Below are 16,258 nucleotides of genomic sequence, written 5' to 3'. Positions count from 1 at the left end.
AAGTTTAAATGTAGCAAAGAAGATAGTTTGTTTAGAGAAAGAAGCAATTACATCTCATATAAAACGACACGTCAAAAATCTCAAGAGTGCTTGCTGATTTTTTTAAATGAATTATTTTTAATAGCAACAACAAAGGAGCCATCTCATGCATATGAGGTGGCTCCTTTGTATTGTAGAAAAATAAAAAAGATGGTGTCATAGTATCACTTTTCGGCAAAGCAAGGGTTGATTTCCGCTCCGACTGGGCGCTTTGTAGCTGCCGCTTTGCTTTCGCTACAGAAAACATTTGCCGCTGACGCTTCGCTTTCGCGCAGAGCAGAGCTTCCTGGGGGCGTCCGATGAGCCGCTTCACTCGCTTTGCTCGCTCCAGGGTCTCGGGCCAACAGATGTTTTTTGCGCGAAAGCGTAGTGCTAACGTAGCGACAGCAGCACCGATGTTGGTCACGAAGGCGTTATCACAGGATGTGATAACGCCTTCGTTCCCCTATCGCTAATCCCCAAGGAGTCGCCCAGTCTCCACTCCAATCAACCTCTTCACTAAGCATGTATTTCCAGGCATGGCACTCTAGTTTATAATTATAAAACGAAGCAGCAACAATGTTTTATCTGTGCCAAAGCGCAGTACTGCCTAAATTTCAATATAGTTTTCAACAAAAAAGGAGCCATTTTCGTAAGAGATGGCTCCTTTTGCATTATTTAGTTATTGTTGAAAGCGTAATTCAAGCAAGCTTTTTCCACATCGTGTAGCGTTTCTTTACCTGGTATGTCACCTGAGTAAAGTGAAATTGTTACAGGTGCTTTTTCTGCTATACCTTGTTTTGTCAAAACATAATTATTGCCCTTATATGTTAAAAACATATTTTTTGCAGGTCTTTTTCCGAAAGTACTAGTAGATGACTCGAAAAATCCTCTTAATTGACTGCAATATTCATTGTAGAAATCACTTTTATAGCCAGAAAGTGCCTCAAATTTTTTACTATCAATAGCTTCAGCCTCATTTGCTAACTCGAAGATTTTAGCAGAAAACTCGGAAAAAACTTCTTTTACTTTTGCACGAATTAATGCTTTTGAATTATAACTGTTTAAGTCATCAAAAAGAGTGACTTTACTCATTGAAATAGCCTCCTGCATCAAAAAACCTTTAATCATTAATAACATAAATGTATAAGAAAAATAAGGGAATTTCAATATACTTAAATAATTATAAGATAATAGCAGTGCAAAAATTAGTAAAAAATGGGTGTTTTTATGCAGTGACGTACAGGAAAATACTACTTCTATACTCGTTTGCAAGCAGCTACATTTTCGCCAAGTGAATTTGATCAGTCGTAAACATGGTACAACATAAGTTCATGAATCATTTTTTTTACTTCCTCTTCGTTTGGAGGGATAGGTCCATTCCATTGTATAACGCCATCTTTTAAGTACTCCGCTGAATACCGTTCACGTTGATAAAAGAACGAAATAGACCAACCTGGAAGCTGAGAATTTTCAAATAAAGGCTTAAAGCTAAAATGCTGAATCATAACCAAACCCCATTTCTTAATATATATAGTTAATATTATTCAAGGATAATGGTAATTTTGCAACTATTCACTTTATGGGTGTATTCTGATTTGACGGTGCACGTGTGGTGATTTCAGTTCAGGCGGCAATAACATAGTGATTCCTATTTTTGATAGCTAGTTGCTGAAAATGGTGGAAGAACGTGTAAACCGTAGTAGAAATAAAATTAATAAAGAAGGATCAAAATAGTTAATCATCCTACTTAATTGAGGGTATTTCTTTCTTAGAAAATCATTGCTCTGCTATAATGAGTGCAGCAGGCGACAAAATACGCCAATAGTGAATACAATTGAAATGAGAGGATACTAATGGATAATTTTCTAGTGACATTAATATTTATGGCAATTATCGGTGCAGCAATCGGTGGTGTAACGAATCACCTAGCTATTAAAATGCTTTTCCGACCACATGAAGCTATATATATTAAAAATTGGCGAGTACCCTTTACGCCAGGTCTTATTCCAAAACGACGTGACGAATTAGCTAAACAACTTGGGCTAACGGTTGTGAATTATTTATTAACACCTGAAACCTTTAGAAAGAAATTTTTCTCAAAGGATATTCAAGAAAAGGTTGAAAAGTATGTACAAACAAAGGTAGAAGAAACGGTTTTTACAAATGATAAAACTATTCAGGATTGGCTATCAATAGCTGGATTTTCCAATATGCCAGCAACAATTGAACAGAAAGTAGATGCAATTGTTGAGGGACAATTTGAGTCAGTTAAGAATACACTATCAACGAAATCAATTCGTACACTGTTATCAGCAGATATTCAACAAACAATTGATGCAAAGATTCCAGTAGCGGTTGATCATATTTTAGAAAAGGGTGAGGATTATTTTTTATCACCTGAGGGCGAAATGACCATTAAGGCGATGATTGATGACTTCTTATCGTCAAAGGGATCACTTGGTGGAATGATTAATATGTTTTTAGGTGATTCTTCGTCACTGGTGGGAAAGGTTCAGCGTGAGCTTGTGAAATTTTTACAAGCACCAGGAACTTCATCATTACTAACGAAAATTTTTACTCAGGAATGGGAGAAATTAAAAGATCGCCCAGCAATGGATTTCTTACAGGATATTCGTTTTGAGCCTATATTATTGAAATTAAAAACATATGTAAAAGAACAATTAGCAGTTGAAGAACGACTAAATTATCCTATTTCACATTACTGGCCAGAAGGTAATGCATGGATGAGGGAAACAGTAATCCCGCAAGCTATCGAAAAAGCTTTTGTAAAAGCTGAAGATAAATTAGAAGATGTGTTAAAACGCTTAAATTTACAAGAAGTAGTACGCGAACAGGTTGATTCTTTCCCTGTAGCGAAATTAGAGGAGCTTGTACTAGGTATTTCAAAGCGAGAGTTTAAAATGATTACAGTACTTGGGGCAGTTCTTGGTGGATTGATTGGGATTGTGCAAGGGTTAATTGTTTACTTTATTTAAAAAGGAGAATTATGTTTATGATTAATATTTACAATGAAATTAATGCGTTAGAAGGAACTTTCCGTAAAACACCTGAATTTGTAGCGTTAACAGAAGCAGTAACAGTTGTTAAGGAAGATGAAGAGGCATTAAATCTATTCAAAAATTTCCGTAAGATTCAAATTGACTTACAGAAAAAGCAATTAACTGGCGAAGATATATTAGAAGATGAGCTTGTATACGCACAAAAAGCGGCGCAGCTAGCACAGCAAAATACAAAAATTTCTGCAATGCTTGAGGCAGAAATGAAGCTAAGTAAGATAATTGAAGAAGTAAATCGTATTTTAATTAAACCTATTCAAACATTATATGAAGAATTTTAACAGTAGATTTTAGCGGCGAAGTAGAGCATCTAAGCGGCGGAAAAGCACGATTTAGCGGCGAAGTAGAGCATCTAAGCGGCGGAAAAGCACGATTTAGCGGCGAAGCAAAGCATCTAAGTGGCGGAAAAGCATGATTTAGCAGTGAAGCATCTGACCAAACAGCTTTCTAAGGCATAAAAATACGAATAGTTGCACATATAACAAGTAAGAAGAAAAACGTGCTTCCGCAAGCCGGAGCACGTTTTCAATTTATGGCTCAAATCATTGGAGGTTATACGATGCATGTAATTATTGAATGGACCTATAAAGCGCAAAAGGGTGCAGAAACGGTTTTGCGTTCAGAAGAAATGCCAGCAGCTCAAGCATTACTACTTGCAGAGGACATGGAGCGAACAGGAAGAGTAAAATCACTGCATTGTGTCGATCGACAGGATACAAATTGGTCTTTAAAAGAACTCAAGGCATACTTAAAGGAAATTGACACTGAGCCACATAATATTACTGTTTATTTTGATGGGGGCTTTGATCGTGCAACAAATCAATCGGGGCTAGGCTGTGCGATTTATTATGAGCAAAATGGCAAGCCATATCGATTAAGACAAAATTCTTTTTCGTCAGAGCTTAAATCCAACAATGAGGCAGAATACGCAGCGCTATATTTGGGAATAGTTGAGCTTGAGCTTTTGAATGTTCACCATTTGCCCGTTTGTTTCACTGGTGATTCTCAAGTCGTTATCAATCAATTGAGTGGAGAATGGCCAGCACTTGAAAAGAACTTATCAAGCTGGGCTGATAAAATAGATGCAAAGCTAGAGGAACTCAGTATCCAGCCAGAGTACAAGCTTATATCACGTAAAGAAAATTCTGAAGCCGATCGTCTTGCAACCCAGGCGTTAAACGGTATCGATATTACAGGATTAAAGGAAATTATAAAGGAGTAGATGGTTGACACCCCAAAATCGAAGAGGCCATGACAGAGCTAGTCAAACTTTAAAAAGCGCGAGAAATCAACTTAAAATAATGTAAAAATCCCTGTAAAGGTAGATTTACCTTTATAGGGATTTTTGCGTTTTTGGGAAGATTACTTCTTGTGGGGAAAGCACCCAGTCGGATTTAGAATTAACCACATGTTCTGAAGATGGATCTTTCCACTTCCAAATATATTCATTACAGGAAACTTGAAAGAGCTGTCAACGTCTTATTCAATGGAGAGAAATGAAGGAGGATCTAATGTGGAAAGAAAATCAAGAAGATCTAAAAAAATGAAACCTAAAAATAAAGTAATGAAAATAACATTACTAGTAATTTTAATTTCATTAGTAACCGTAACAAGTTATGGAGCTTATACATTTGTTAAATTTAAAAATGCCTATGATAGTTCAAAGGTCGATTTAAAAAGAGATGGAAATAAATCGGATCTTAGGGAAGAGGATGTTTCATTTACAAAAGATCCGATCTCCATTCTATTATTAGGTATTGAAAATTATTCTAGTAAGTCGAAGGATGGTCGAGCAGACACTCAAATGGTCATTACTTTAGATCCTGATTCATCTGAAATTAGCTTAGTTACAGTACCTCGAGATGCAAGGGTTAAAATAGAAAATGCTGGAGAATATACAGGTGTACATAAAATCAATGCCGCTTATAATTACGGTTCCATTACAGGCTATGGGGCAATTAAACTTCAATTGGAAACCGTTGAAAAACTCCTTAATATACCGATAGATAACTTTATTGCAGTAAACTTTGACGGCTTTAGAGATATTGTCGATGCTTTAGGTGGGGTATCAATAGATGTAAAAGAGGGTTTCTGGGAAGATAATATTTACAATAGAAAACAAAGGATAGAATTTCAAAAAGGAGAGGCACATTTAAACGGGGAAGAGGCACTTGCATTTGTACGAATGAGATACAGACCTATTAATGCTTCCTATTCACGCGAAGAGAGACAAAGACAATTTTTGACTGCAACCATTAACCAAGCAAAATCGACGAATACAATATTTAAAATTGGTCAAATTGCAGATATTTTAGGGAAAAACATAGAAACAGATTTAAATCCTAAAGAAATCTACGCACTCCAAAAGCAATATTTGAATGCAAAAAACATATCTACGAAAACGTTAGAAATAAAAGGCGAAGATCAGTATATCGGAAAAACTTCTTATTTTATTCCTGATATGGAAAGCTTAGAGAAGGTCAGTACGGAATTAAGAAAAATCCTTCAACTAAAAGAAGAAAATTTCAAAACAAACGCGGATATTGAGAGATAAAAGATAAGAATCCATTTTGATAAATTTTTTCAAAATGGATTTTTTATATTACGGAATGTTCTGTTATTAATTGTAGCTTTGCTTAAAGTTATATAAATTTGTTAAACTATTGGTGCTGTTATTTTTGAGAGAAAAGAGCGAAGACAATGAAATTTATTCACATAGATCAAAAATATCCTGAGGATTGGATTCGCGTATTAAATCATATTGCGAATTTATTTTTTGAGGATTCAAAGCTAAAAGTAGAGCCTGAAGGAACAGATATGAGAGTGTCATTCGAGTACAACGCAGGGGATGATTTCTCCATTTCTACAAAAGCTGTTCTAGAAGTAGACGATAAGCGTTATACGAATGATTACCGTATTCAATACGAATCTGAGGCTGAAGGACGTGAACAAAATATTCGTATTAAGCGTGCTTTGTCTCACGTTTTTTTAGATGTGCTTGAGCAACATACTGGAATGCATCAGCAATGGGGGATTTTGACGGGTGTGCGTCCAACGAAGCTGTACCATAAATTCCGAAAAGCTGGGAAAAGTGAGGAAGAGATTGCTGATATTCTAATTCGTGATTTCCGTCTGTCAGAGGAAAAGGTAGCGTTACTAAAAGAAATCGTTGCGCGTCAGTTAGTGACGATTCCGGATATTGATAAAATCGGTAAAGAAATAAGTATTTATATCGGCATCCCTTTTTGCCCGACTAAATGTGCTTATTGCACGTTCCCAGCTTATGCGATTGGCAGCAATCGAAAGCAAGGGCGTGTCGCTACATTTTTAGATGGATTGCATATTGAATTACGTGAGATGGGGAAATGGCTAAAGGAAAATGATATGAAAATCACGTCCATTTATTGGGGTGGTGGTACACCGACGTCTATTGAGGCACATGAGATGGATGCATTGTATCAGACGATGTATGATTCCTTCCCGCATCCTGAAACAATCCGTGAAGTAACTGTCGAAGCGGGCAGACCGGATACGATTACGCCTGAAAAACTAGAGGTATTAAAAAAATGGGGCATTGACCGAATCAGTGTTAATCCACAATCGTATACAGACGAGACCCTTAAAGCAATTGGTCGTCATCATACGGTACAAGAAACAATCGATAAGTTTTGGTTAGCCCGTGAATCAGGCATGAATAATATAAATATGGACTTAATTATTGGTTTACCGAATGAAGGAATTGAGGAGTTCCAGAACTCATTAAAGGAATCTGCAAAAATGCAGCCAGAATCGCTAACGGTCCACACATTATCATTTAAGCGTGCATCAGAAATGACGCGCAATAAAGATAAGTACAAGGTAGCAGACCGTGACACTGTTGCACAAATGATGCATATGGCACAAGTTTGGACGAAGGAAAATGAGTATGTACCGTACTATTTATATCGTCAAAAAAATATTTTAGGTAATTTAGAAAATGTCGGCTACAGTAAAGCTGGAGAAGAAAGTATTTATAATATTGTCATCATGGAGGAAGTACAAACAATTTTAGGGATTGGCTGTGGTGCATCCTCTAAATTTGTTCATCCTGAAACAGGGAAGATTACACAGTTCCATAATCCAAAAGATCCTGCTGCCTACATCATGACATTTGAAGAGGCAATCGGTAAAAAAATTGAGTTTTTAGATGAATTATATAAGGCATAAAAATGATGGCAATCTGACGTGATGTTCAGATTGCCTCTTTTATTCCGATAAATCTCGATAATGTTCCGATAAAATCTCGTTATAATTTTCTTAAGTCACTCGCCATTTTTAATATAAAAGCATCTTCAAAATATTGAGGATCGTAGCTTGTTAGCTCTCTGATTTTATTTAGTCTATAGGTGAGCGTATGACGATGAATATTTAACCGCTGAGCACAGAGCTTAAGCTGTAAATTACAGTCAAAAAAAGCTTGTAATGTTTCAAGTTGCTTTGAATTCAAGCTTTTGAGAACACGTTGATGGAATGCTTGAACCTCCTCCGAATCTTGATTTTTAAAAAGAGAGAATAACTCTATATCTTCAAAATAAGTAATTTCTTTATTAATCAAGGCAAACTTTAATGCCGTTTTAGCACCATTATAGCTATAGGGTAGCTGGGATAAATGTTGGACGGTTGGACCAACTCCAATTTGTAAGGAATAAAGCTTTTGTTGCTTTTTCCGCAATGCTTTCATTATTTGCTGCAGAGTCTTGTCCTCGCAATTTGTTAGTAGAATATAGTATTCATGTAGTTGACTGTAACCTGAAAGTATAGGCTGCTTATAAAATAGATCTTCTAAAAAGAATGGGATGCTATTCTCTGTGTATAAGGGTTCATCTAAGCTTACTAATAGGATTTGAAAAGGTGCTACTAGTGGAAAGGGTAGCTTATGGATTCGTTCCTGTAATGCTAAATCTAGCTTGCTACCATGAACTAGTGCTTCAAATATATAGTCATTATTTTTTCGTTGCCATTCACTTTTTGATTCGATAATAGCTTGATATGCCATGATTTCTGTCGTTAATTGGACAAGGTTTGCGATTTCAAGTATATCCTCAGAATCCCCTGTAATCCCAATAACACCAATGACATCATCCTGATACATGATAGGCATATTAATGCCGGGCAAAGTGTTTGGATATTGATCTATATTTTTCTCATTAATAATAAGTGTCTCCTTGCTTTTGGCAACATAGAGTGCTCCTTCATGAATATTTTCAACTCTCATTTTATCGCCAGAAGCTAAAATGACGCCAGTTGGACTAATGACATTAATGTTGCGACGTAATCGTAACATTGTTTGATGGACGATATCTTCTGCTAGTTTTTTCGTTAATATGTTTATACACCTCACATAAAAAAATGTCTGTTATACGACAGTTAATTTATACATTTATTATAATGTTTTCTGAATTTATTGTCATTATAATAAATGTAAGCGCTTAACTTAATAGGGTTATAGAAAGAATTATGGAGGTATAAAATGAAAGTTGTTATTAGTCCAGATTCCTATAAGGGCACTTTGTCGGCTATTGAGGTGGCTAATGCAATGCAGGCAGGAATCATGGATGTTGATCAATCGATTGAAACAATTATTCTTCCTGTTGCAGACGGTGGAGAAGGAACACTCGAATCACTTGTTACCTCAACAGATGGACGATATATTTCACAATATGTACTTGACCCATTGGGGAGAGAAATTGAAGCGAGATATGGTGTACTTGGTGATAATGTAACATGTGTAATTGAAATGGCTAAGGCATCCGGTGTTATGCTCTTACAGGATGAAGAAAAAAATCCTGAGCTTGCATCGACGTATGGAACAGGACAGCTAATCAAGGCTGCGCTCGATGCAGGATTTAGAAAGTTTATTATTGGAATTGGAGGCAGTGCTACAAATGATGCTGGTGTAGGTATGTTAAAGGCACTTGGACTCCAATTAAAAAAAGAAGACGGCACTTTAATTTCTGAGGGGGTGTCATCATTATTAGAATTGTCTTTCATTGATGTTAGCCAGCTAGACGCTAGATTGAATGAAACGCAATTTATTATTGCATGTGATGTAGATAATCCACTTATTGGAGATTGCGGGGCAACCGCTATTTTTGGGCCTCAAAAAGGTGTAAAAGAGCACCAAATAGCTTGTTTTGATAGCTGCTTAAAGCAGTTTGCGGATATTGTTGAAAAACAGTTTAGCATTCGACTACATGACTTCAAAGGGGCGGGTGCGGCAGGGGGAATGGGAGGTGCATTAGTAGCCTTTTTAAACGGTAGCTTTCATGCGGGTATTGATATTGTGATAGATGCAGTACAGCTAAAAAAGCATTTAGAAAGTGCTAGGTTTGTTATTACGGGTGAAGGCAAATCAGATCGACAAACATTGCATGGAAAGGCGCCATTAGGGGTAGCGAAGGCAGCAAAATTAGCAAACACACAGGCCATTTTATTATCGGGTGCTATTGATGAAATTGATAAACCTGTGCTACTTAACTACTTTACTGTTGTTGAGTCATTAGTAGATGAGAAGATTAGTGTTCAGCAGGCAATGCTAAAGCCGTATGAATTTATTCGTCTAAAAACAAAAAAGATTTTTGAGGATTACGTACAAATGGGGGATGAGTAAATGTTGTTCATCATTATTTTAATTGGGGTACTGTTTGTTGTATTGGGAACAGCGAAGTTAAAGCTTCATCCGTTTTTGGCATTATTAATAAGCGCATTCTTTGTTGGAATTGTTTCGGGGATGCCTTTATTAGTAGTGGTTGAAAGCATTAACACCGGCTTTGGTGGGTTAATGACAAGTATTGGTTTAGTTATTATAGCAGGTACAATAATTGGTTTAATATTAGAAAAATCAGGGGCAGCTTATCGAATGGCAGAAGTGGTATTACGAGTTGTTGGTCCAAAGCGTCCTCAACTAGCAATGTCATTAATCGGTTATATCGTCTCAATCCCAGTCTTTTGTGATTCAGGCTTTATTATTTTATCGAGCTTACAGAAATCTTTAGCTAAGCGTGCTAATGTAACAATCGCTTCGATGGCTGTAGCTTTAGCGACAGGACTTTTCGCTACACATGTATTAGTACCTCCAACACCAGGGCCAATTGCTGCAGCTGGAAATATTGGTGCGACAGATTATTTAGGAACAGTTATTGTTATCGGGTTGATAGTAGCAATCCCAGCAACATTTGTAGGGTATTTATGGTCGGTTAAAGTAGCGACAAAAATTCGCGTACCAGAAGATGAATTAGAAGCATTAGATTATGAGGAAGTCGTAAAATCCTTTGGTAAAATGCCATCAACGTTTAAAGCATTTTTACCTATTGTACTACCTATCGTATTAATTGGCATTGGTTCGATTGCTGCATTAGTAGGTGATCCAGAGTCAACATTAAATGTGATTTTCAGATTTCTAGGATCTCCAACAGTTGCTTTATTTTTAGGTGTTTTAGCAGCGTTTTTATTATTACCAGAAATTGGTGAAAATACGTTAACTGGTTGGATTGGTGAAAGCTTAAAAGAAGCAGCTCCTATTTTATTAATTACTGGAGCAGGTGGTTCATTTGGTACAGTAATAAAAAATGCTGGTGTTGGGGAAATACTACAGGAAATGGATTTAGGTATGTTTGCTTCAGGAAGCCTATTTCTCATTGTACCATTTATCGTAGCTGCAGCACTGAAAACAGCTCAAGGGTCTTCAACGACAGCGCTTGTTATTACATCTACACTTGTAGCACCAATGCTAGCCACACTTGGAATTGGGGGAGCGATACCGTTAGCATTAGTTGTCATGGCGATAGGAGCTGGGGCAATGACAGTTAGCCATGTCAATGATAGTTTCTTCTGGGTCATTACACAGTATAGTGGAATGGAAGTGACGCAAGCCTACAAAGCGCAAACAGTAGCAACTTTACTACAAGGGCTAGTCACTATTGTCATAACAATGATCTTATGGTGGATTTTAGTTTAACTTCTTTCAGCAGATGTTTATGAGCGAAAGCATAGCGTCAGTTTCAGAAGTTTCTCATCTCTGTAGGTATGGGGTGAATCTTCAGCAGGTGTCCTAATGTGCAAGTACAAAGCAGTATTTCACTTGCACTGAGACATAATTGATTAGAGAACGAGAGCAGCCCATGGTTAGCTCTCTTTTTTGTATAATAGAAAAATAGAAAGGAAGTTAGTAAATGAAAAAAATAATAGTAGTGCTCCTTTGTATTTTTTTATTAGCAGGCTGTACGGAGGCATTAAATTCAGAGAAGGTATCCGTCACTGCAGGACATGAAATGCGCGTACATTTTATTGATGTAGGACAAGGAGATTCGATTTTTATTGAATCGCCAAATGGCAAGACAATGCTTGTTGATGGAGGCGTTAAAGGAGCTGGACAACAGGTTGTTTCCTATTTGAAAGAGCTTGGTGTGAACAAGCTCGATATAGTGGTCGCCACCCATCCAGATGCAGATCATATTGGTGGTTTGATTCCTGTGTTAAATTCGATAGATATTGGACAATTTTATGATTCAGGGAAGGTACATACATCTCAAACTTTTGAAGAAATGCTGACACTTATTGACACGAAGAATATCCCTTATAATGTTCCAAAAACAGGTGACAGTATAGCGTTTGATGATGATATTAAAGTGAAGGTGTTAAACGCCAATGAAAATGCAAGAGATAATAATGATGCTTCCATTGTCTTAAAAATTGCCTATGGAAATGTATCATTTTTATTAACAGCTGACGCAGGAATAGCGTTAGAAAAAGAAATGATGAAGTACGATGTGAAAGCAACGATTTTAAAGGCAGGACATCATGGCTCTAACACGAGTAGCTCTGTGGAGTTCGTTCAAGCAGTCCATCCGGAGGTAGCAATTTTAAGCTATGGAGAGGGAAATAAGTACGGCCATCCGCATGCTGAAGTAGTGGAGCGTTTGCAGGCAATTGGCAGTAAAATTTACGCTACGGCAGAAGCGGGAACTGTTATCGTATCAACAGATGGGGTAAACTATGACGTGAATTCGAAAGAAATGTCAGGAACAAATGCCTCAACATCACAAGTAACTAGTACGAATATCGCAAAACCAAAAACAACTAGTGCAAATGTTGAGATTGTTAGTAAGGACTTAATAGACGAAATTGTAGGTATTAAAAATAATGGTAATGAAGCAGTGTCCTTAAAAGGTTGGCAGCTTATTTCGATTGAAGGAGATCAAGTTTTTAACTTTCCGAATGTGACATTGCAGCCAGGAAAAACGATTTATGTCACAAGCGGCTCCAATGCTCGAGAAGGTCAAAATTATTTAAAGTGGACAAATAAGCAAATTTGGCTGAATGATGGGGATGCTGCGCAATTACGTAATACGAAAGGGGACATTGTAAGTGAGCTCGACTAAATACACATTAGACCGTATTGAAGATGGATATGCAGTTTTCTTGAAGTACCCAGAGGAAGAGGAACAGCTAATCATTTTACAGTCTGCCATGAATAAACCAGTACAGGTAGGCGATCGCGTGCTAATTGAAGAAATTGATGGCATCTACCAAATAGAAATTTTAAAAGAAGAAACTGAGCAGAAAAAAGCCGAAATACAAAGTTTAATGGATAGATTGCGTAGGAAAAATCAATAGCTTTAGAATGAAGGAGAGGCTCATCACTAGAAGGTGGAGACGGAATTTGCTAAAGTGTATGCCATATATAGGTTGATTGGAGTGAGGCTGGGTGACTCCTTGGGGATCAGCGATAGGGGAACGAAGGCTAAGAGCATCACATCCTGTGATAACGCCTTCGTGACCAACCTCCTGCTGCTGCCGCTACGTTGCACTCACGCTTTCGCGCAAAAGACATCTGTTGGCCCGAGACCCTGGAGCGAGCAAAGCGAGTGAAGAGGCTCATCGGACGCCCCCAGGAAGCTCTGCTCTGCGCGAAAGCGAAGCGTCAGCGGCAAAGCACCCAGCCGTAACGGAAATCAACCCTACGCTGTGGTGATGAGCCTTTTTTTACTGGCCAAATTGAACACGAAAATATCTGAAACGCTATGCTAAATATTTTGAATATATGCTAAAATAATTATACTAATAGGAAGCTAGGAGCTGACAAAATGTCAATTAATACCATTATTTTTGATTTAGATGATACGCTATTATGGGACAAAAAATCCGTTAAAACAGCATTTGAGAAAACGTGTGAATATGCAGCAACGATACATAATGTAAATCCTGCTGAGCTAGAGGAAGCGGTACGTAAAGAAGCACGTGCACTTTACGAAGGCTATGAAACATATGATTACACGGTGTTAATTGGCATTAACCCATTCGAAGGACTTTGGGGAACATTCGATGATCCAACAGATTCTTTTCAAAAAATGAAAAATATTGTACCGAGTTATCGTACAGAAGCATGGACAAAAGGCTTAGCAGCTTTAGGTATTGATGATACTCAGCTAGGGGCGGAGCTTGGGGAGCGCTTTGTGGCAGAGCGTAAAGTATCTCCATTCTTATATGAAGATACTTTTGAGGTGCTAGATAAGCTGAAAGGAAAGTATCAACTTGTATTACTAACAAATGGAGCACCAAGTTTACAAAATTTAAAGCTAGAAATTACACCAGAAATCGCGCCTTATTTTGACCATATTATTATCTCTGGGGACTTTGGCAAAGGGAAACCAGATGCCTCTATTTTCGAACATGTAATGGAGAAAGCCGGTATTACTGCAGACGATGCAATCATGGTTGGAGATAACTTAAACACGGATATTTTAGGCTCATCCCGTGTTGGTATGCGCAACGTTTGGATCAATCGTGAAAACAATGTACCAAATGGTGTTGTCACGCCATCATACGAGGTCGATTCTTTAACGGCATTATTAGAACTTGTAAATAAGCTATAAGCTAAAATAAATTTTAATGCGTAACAATAAACATCATTAGTTATGAGAAGACAGGCTGGTTGATAGTTATAATTAAAATACTATATGAGACAGGCTTACTGCTCTTCGTGAAATGCTAAATAGGGTGTCTGTCTATAGTCTAAAATGTACTGATTCATCAAAGAATCAGTACATTTTTTGTTTTTATCGAAGGGAAATGTCGAAACATTTTGTTATTCGATTGAGTGAATTATCAGAAAATATAATTTATACTATTATTGAATATAAAAGTAAATACTTTCAATCTAGTGAGTTCGATTTGAAGAAAATGTACAAGCCTTGCTATTGTAAGAAAAATATATAGGACTTTATGTTAAGGGGTGTATATGATGAAAGCAAATCGTTTAGTGTTTGAAAATTCAATTGATATTAATCCTCGTTCAGGCATCATCAAGTTCAATGGGAATCGAATGATTTTAAAATCAGCTGAGGCACTTGGGTTTTTTAGGCGTGACATCATTCAAACTTTGAATATGGAGCGAGCTAAAGGCTTTTTATTACGTTATGGTTGGGCATGCGGTTATAGTGCTGGTGGCTCGATTGAGAAGATGTACCATTGGAAAGAGTTAAAAGAGTTAATAAGAGCTGGCGCGGCGATCCATACATTAGAGGGTGTTGTTAGTGTAGAAATTGATGTATTGGAAATAAGCGATGATAAATTTGAAATGGGAGGCAGGTGGTTCAATTCATACGAGGCGGAGGAGCATGTCCGCCATTTTGGCTTTAGCGACGAAAGTGTATGTTGGACATTGATCGGCTATGTAGCAGGTTTTCTAGCAAAAACCTATCCAAAGGAGCTTGTCGTATTTGAAGAAAAATGTCGTGGCAAATGCGATGACTATTGTAAATTTGTCGTTCGAACAAAGGAGCATGCTACAGCAAAGCAATTAGATATATTACGATATTTTCAAGAAACTTCCTTAGCTGACGAATTAGATGCTACGTATAATGAGTTAAAAACATTGAATAATTCTATCCTCCATTCTGACACCATCCATAAACAAATGACACATGCTATGCTAGAAGGCTATACGTTGAATCAACTTTTACATCTTTTAAGTGATGCTTTGCAATGCAGTGTCACAATAGAACGTAGATATTTAATGAAGCCTATTGGCTACTATTTTATGCATAAGGATGATGAGCAACTTTATATAGAGGGAAGTCGTAAGAGAAAAGAGTTTCGACATGAGTATGAGATTTTGACCATGAAAAAACAATTGGGGGCTTTAGTGATTCTTAGCCATAATAAGCTAACGCGCGAGCAGGAAATGATTATTGAGCGCGCTGTAACAGTCTTCTCCATTTATTTATATACACAGATGCAAATTGCTCAATCACAGTGGCAACGAAAGTCTGATTTTTTAGATGAAATCATGAATAGACAATCTTCCACAGAGGAACTCATTAAAAAGGCTCGTAGTATTTTCCATTTTGATCCGAGTAAAAACAATCGGGTAATTGTCATAACAACTGAGCATGAGGACCCAGAGATTTTGCACAGCTTTTTAATGACAGAGTATTTAAATGTGGAGTGCTTTATTAAAAATCAAGATGTCCTCCTTATTCTAGAGGATTGTGAGAAAAATACCGAATTTATGTCGGACTTTATTAGCGTATTATCGAAACGTTTAAAAGAGAGATTCAAACAATCTATATTTCAAATTGGTGTAGGGAAAAATGCTGAGAAGTTAGAGGAAATTGGCAACAGTCACAACGAGGCAAGACTGATTTGTCAATTTTTACGATATGCAGCTCCTGGTCAGACTCAATCGGCTATTTACGAAAACTTTCAGCACATTATGTTATTTTTAAAGACGACAAACCCAAAGGAGCTTTTACAGTTTTATGAAGAGATACTTGGCCATCTATTAAGTTATGATGAGCAAAATAATGCAACACTTGTCTATACGTTAGAGGTATTTCTAAACCACAGTGGGAATGTCAATAAAACAGCGAAGGCTTTGAATCTATCAATTCCTGGCTTTCGTTATCGAATGGAAAAAATTGAATCTTTATTGCAAGAAGATTTGCGGACAGGAGATGGACGTTTCCGATGCCAGTTAGCCTTGAAAATCTTTTATGTAATGAAAGCGCTAGAAAATAAAAAATAGGGAAAGTCAGCGGATCTGCTGGCTTTTTTCTATTTTCTGCGTAAATTCCTTTCAAATTTTAAAGAAAAGAAACAGAATACTATACTTTTTGTAA

Annotated in this window: 15 protein-coding genes; 11 read left to right on the top strand and 4 right to left on the bottom strand. The window is 37.1% G+C overall.

Annotation, left to right across the window (positions count from 1 at the left end; translation table 11 throughout):
• Positions 1-31: 31 nt before the first annotated feature.
• From MWJ95_RS22355 to MWJ95_RS22345, 3 genes are all read right to left on the bottom strand, one after another.
• Positions 32-445 (bottom strand): hypothetical protein, encoded by a 414-nt coding sequence (locus MWJ95_RS22355; RefSeq protein ID WP_249107271.1) that lies wholly within the window; start codon positions 443-445, stop codon positions 32-34.
• A 251-nt stretch (positions 446-696) separates the two neighbouring features.
• The gene (locus MWJ95_RS22350; protein ID WP_249107270.1) at positions 697-1,113 is read right to left on the bottom strand and encodes a hypothetical protein; all 417 of its coding nucleotides are present in this window, start codon (positions 1,111-1,113) and stop codon (positions 697-699) included.
• A 209-nt stretch (positions 1,114-1,322) separates the two neighbouring features.
• Positions 1,323-1,526 (bottom strand): YheE family protein, encoded by a 204-nt coding sequence (locus MWJ95_RS22345; RefSeq protein ID WP_249076108.1) that lies wholly within the window; start codon positions 1,524-1,526, stop codon positions 1,323-1,325.
• A 348-nt stretch (positions 1,527-1,874) separates the two neighbouring features.
• Between MWJ95_RS22345 and MWJ95_RS22340 the strand changes: the two genes are divergently transcribed.
• The 5 genes from MWJ95_RS22340 (at position 1,875) to MWJ95_RS22320 (ending at position 7,304) form a co-directional block, all read left to right on the top strand.
• Positions 1,875-3,017, top strand: a complete 1,143-nt coding sequence (locus MWJ95_RS22340) for a DUF445 domain-containing protein (protein ID WP_249107269.1) — start codon at positions 1,875-1,877, stop codon at positions 3,015-3,017.
• A gap of 17 nt (positions 3,018-3,034) precedes the next feature.
• Complete coding sequence (locus MWJ95_RS22335) at positions 3,035-3,379, top strand: YlbF family regulator (RefSeq protein ID WP_249076110.1); 345 nt, start codon at positions 3,035-3,037, stop codon at positions 3,377-3,379.
• Between the two features lie 278 nt (positions 3,380-3,657).
• Positions 3,658-4,320, top strand: coding sequence for a ribonuclease H family protein (locus MWJ95_RS22330; RefSeq protein ID WP_249107268.1), 663 nt, complete (start codon positions 3,658-3,660; stop codon positions 4,318-4,320).
• A 291-nt stretch (positions 4,321-4,611) separates the two neighbouring features.
• Positions 4,612-5,652 (top strand): LCP family protein, encoded by a 1,041-nt coding sequence (locus MWJ95_RS22325; protein ID WP_249076112.1) that lies wholly within the window; start codon positions 4,612-4,614, stop codon positions 5,650-5,652.
• A 146-nt stretch (positions 5,653-5,798) separates the two neighbouring features.
• Positions 5,799-7,304: a coproporphyrinogen III oxidase gene (locus MWJ95_RS22320; protein ID WP_249076113.1), complete on the top strand. Its 1,506-nt coding sequence runs from the start codon at positions 5,799-5,801 to the stop codon at positions 7,302-7,304.
• 79 nt (positions 7,305-7,383) lie between these two features.
• On the opposite strand, the gene MWJ95_RS22315 is transcribed toward MWJ95_RS22320, so the two are convergent.
• Positions 7,384-8,478 carry a CdaR family transcriptional regulator gene (locus MWJ95_RS22315; RefSeq protein WP_249076114.1) on the bottom strand — a complete coding sequence of 365 codons (1,095 nt, stop codon included), beginning with the start codon at positions 8,476-8,478 and terminating at the stop codon, positions 7,384-7,386.
• A 129-nt stretch (positions 8,479-8,607) separates the two neighbouring features.
• Between MWJ95_RS22315 and MWJ95_RS22310 the strand changes: the two genes are divergently transcribed.
• From MWJ95_RS22310 to MWJ95_RS22285, 6 genes are all read left to right on the top strand, one after another.
• A complete protein-coding gene (locus MWJ95_RS22310; protein ID WP_249076115.1) occupies positions 8,608-9,747 on the top strand; it encodes a glycerate kinase in 1,140 nt (379 codons plus the stop codon).
• A complete protein-coding gene (locus tag MWJ95_RS22305; RefSeq protein WP_249076116.1) occupies positions 9,748-11,094 on the top strand; it encodes a GntP family permease in 1,347 nt (448 codons plus the stop codon).
• Positions 11,095-11,308: 214 nt separating this feature from the next.
• Entirely contained in the window at positions 11,309-12,517 is a 1,209-nt protein-coding gene (locus tag MWJ95_RS22300) for an MBL fold metallo-hydrolase (RefSeq protein WP_249107267.1), read from the top strand.
• A complete protein-coding gene (locus MWJ95_RS22295; protein ID WP_249076118.1) occupies positions 12,504-12,752 on the top strand; it encodes a DUF3006 domain-containing protein in 249 nt (82 codons plus the stop codon). The genes MWJ95_RS22300 and MWJ95_RS22295 overlap by 14 nt, the downstream gene beginning before the upstream one ends.
• A 470-nt stretch (positions 12,753-13,222) precedes the next feature.
• Positions 13,223-14,011 carry an HAD family hydrolase gene (locus MWJ95_RS22290; RefSeq protein WP_249076119.1) on the top strand — a complete coding sequence of 263 codons (789 nt, stop codon included), beginning with the start codon at positions 13,223-13,225 and terminating at the stop codon, positions 14,009-14,011.
• 365 nt (positions 14,012-14,376) lie between these two features.
• Complete coding sequence (locus MWJ95_RS22285) at positions 14,377-16,164, top strand: XylR N-terminal domain-containing protein (protein ID WP_249107266.1); 1,788 nt, start codon at positions 14,377-14,379, stop codon at positions 16,162-16,164.
• The last annotated feature ends 94 nt before the right edge of the window (positions 16,165-16,258 follow it).

This window comes from Lysinibacillus sp. Bpr_S20 (genome assembly GCF_023337835.1).
GTDB lineage: Bacteria > Bacillota > Bacilli > Bacillales_A > Planococcaceae > Lysinibacillus.
The sequence above is the reverse complement of the archived record's forward strand: the minus strand, read 5'-3'. Positions and strand labels throughout refer to the sequence as shown.

Bases quoted from the DNA above. Each gene is read 5' to 3' on its own strand.
- MWJ95_RS22335 (WP_249076110.1), top strand. From the start codon at position 3,035: ATGATTAATATTTACAATGAAATTAATGCGTTAGAAGGAACTTTCCGT.
- MWJ95_RS22340 (WP_249107269.1), top strand. From the start codon at position 1,875: ATGGATAATTTTCTAGTGACATTAATATTTATGGCAATTATCGGTGCA.
- MWJ95_RS22350 (WP_249107270.1), bottom strand. From the start codon at position 1,113: ATGAGTAAAGTCACTCTTTTTGATGACTTAAACAGTTATAATTCAAAA.
- MWJ95_RS22330 (WP_249107268.1), top strand. From the start codon at position 3,658: ATGCATGTAATTATTGAATGGACCTATAAAGCGCAAAAGGGTGCAGAA.
- MWJ95_RS22320 (WP_249076113.1), top strand. From the start codon at position 5,799: ATGAAATTTATTCACATAGATCAAAAATATCCTGAGGATTGGATTCGC.
- MWJ95_RS22310 (WP_249076115.1), top strand. From the start codon at position 8,608: ATGAAAGTTGTTATTAGTCCAGATTCCTATAAGGGCACTTTGTCGGCT.
- MWJ95_RS22300 (WP_249107267.1), top strand. From the start codon at position 11,309: ATGAAAAAAATAATAGTAGTGCTCCTTTGTATTTTTTTATTAGCAGGC.
- MWJ95_RS22290 (WP_249076119.1), top strand. From the start codon at position 13,223: ATGTCAATTAATACCATTATTTTTGATTTAGATGATACGCTATTATGG.
- MWJ95_RS22285 (WP_249107266.1), top strand. From the start codon at position 14,377: ATGATGAAAGCAAATCGTTTAGTGTTTGAAAATTCAATTGATATTAAT.
- MWJ95_RS22305 (WP_249076116.1), top strand. From the start codon at position 9,748: ATGTTGTTCATCATTATTTTAATTGGGGTACTGTTTGTTGTATTGGGA.
- MWJ95_RS22345 (WP_249076108.1), bottom strand. From the start codon at position 1,526: ATGATTCAGCATTTTAGCTTTAAGCCTTTATTTGAAAATTCTCAGCTT.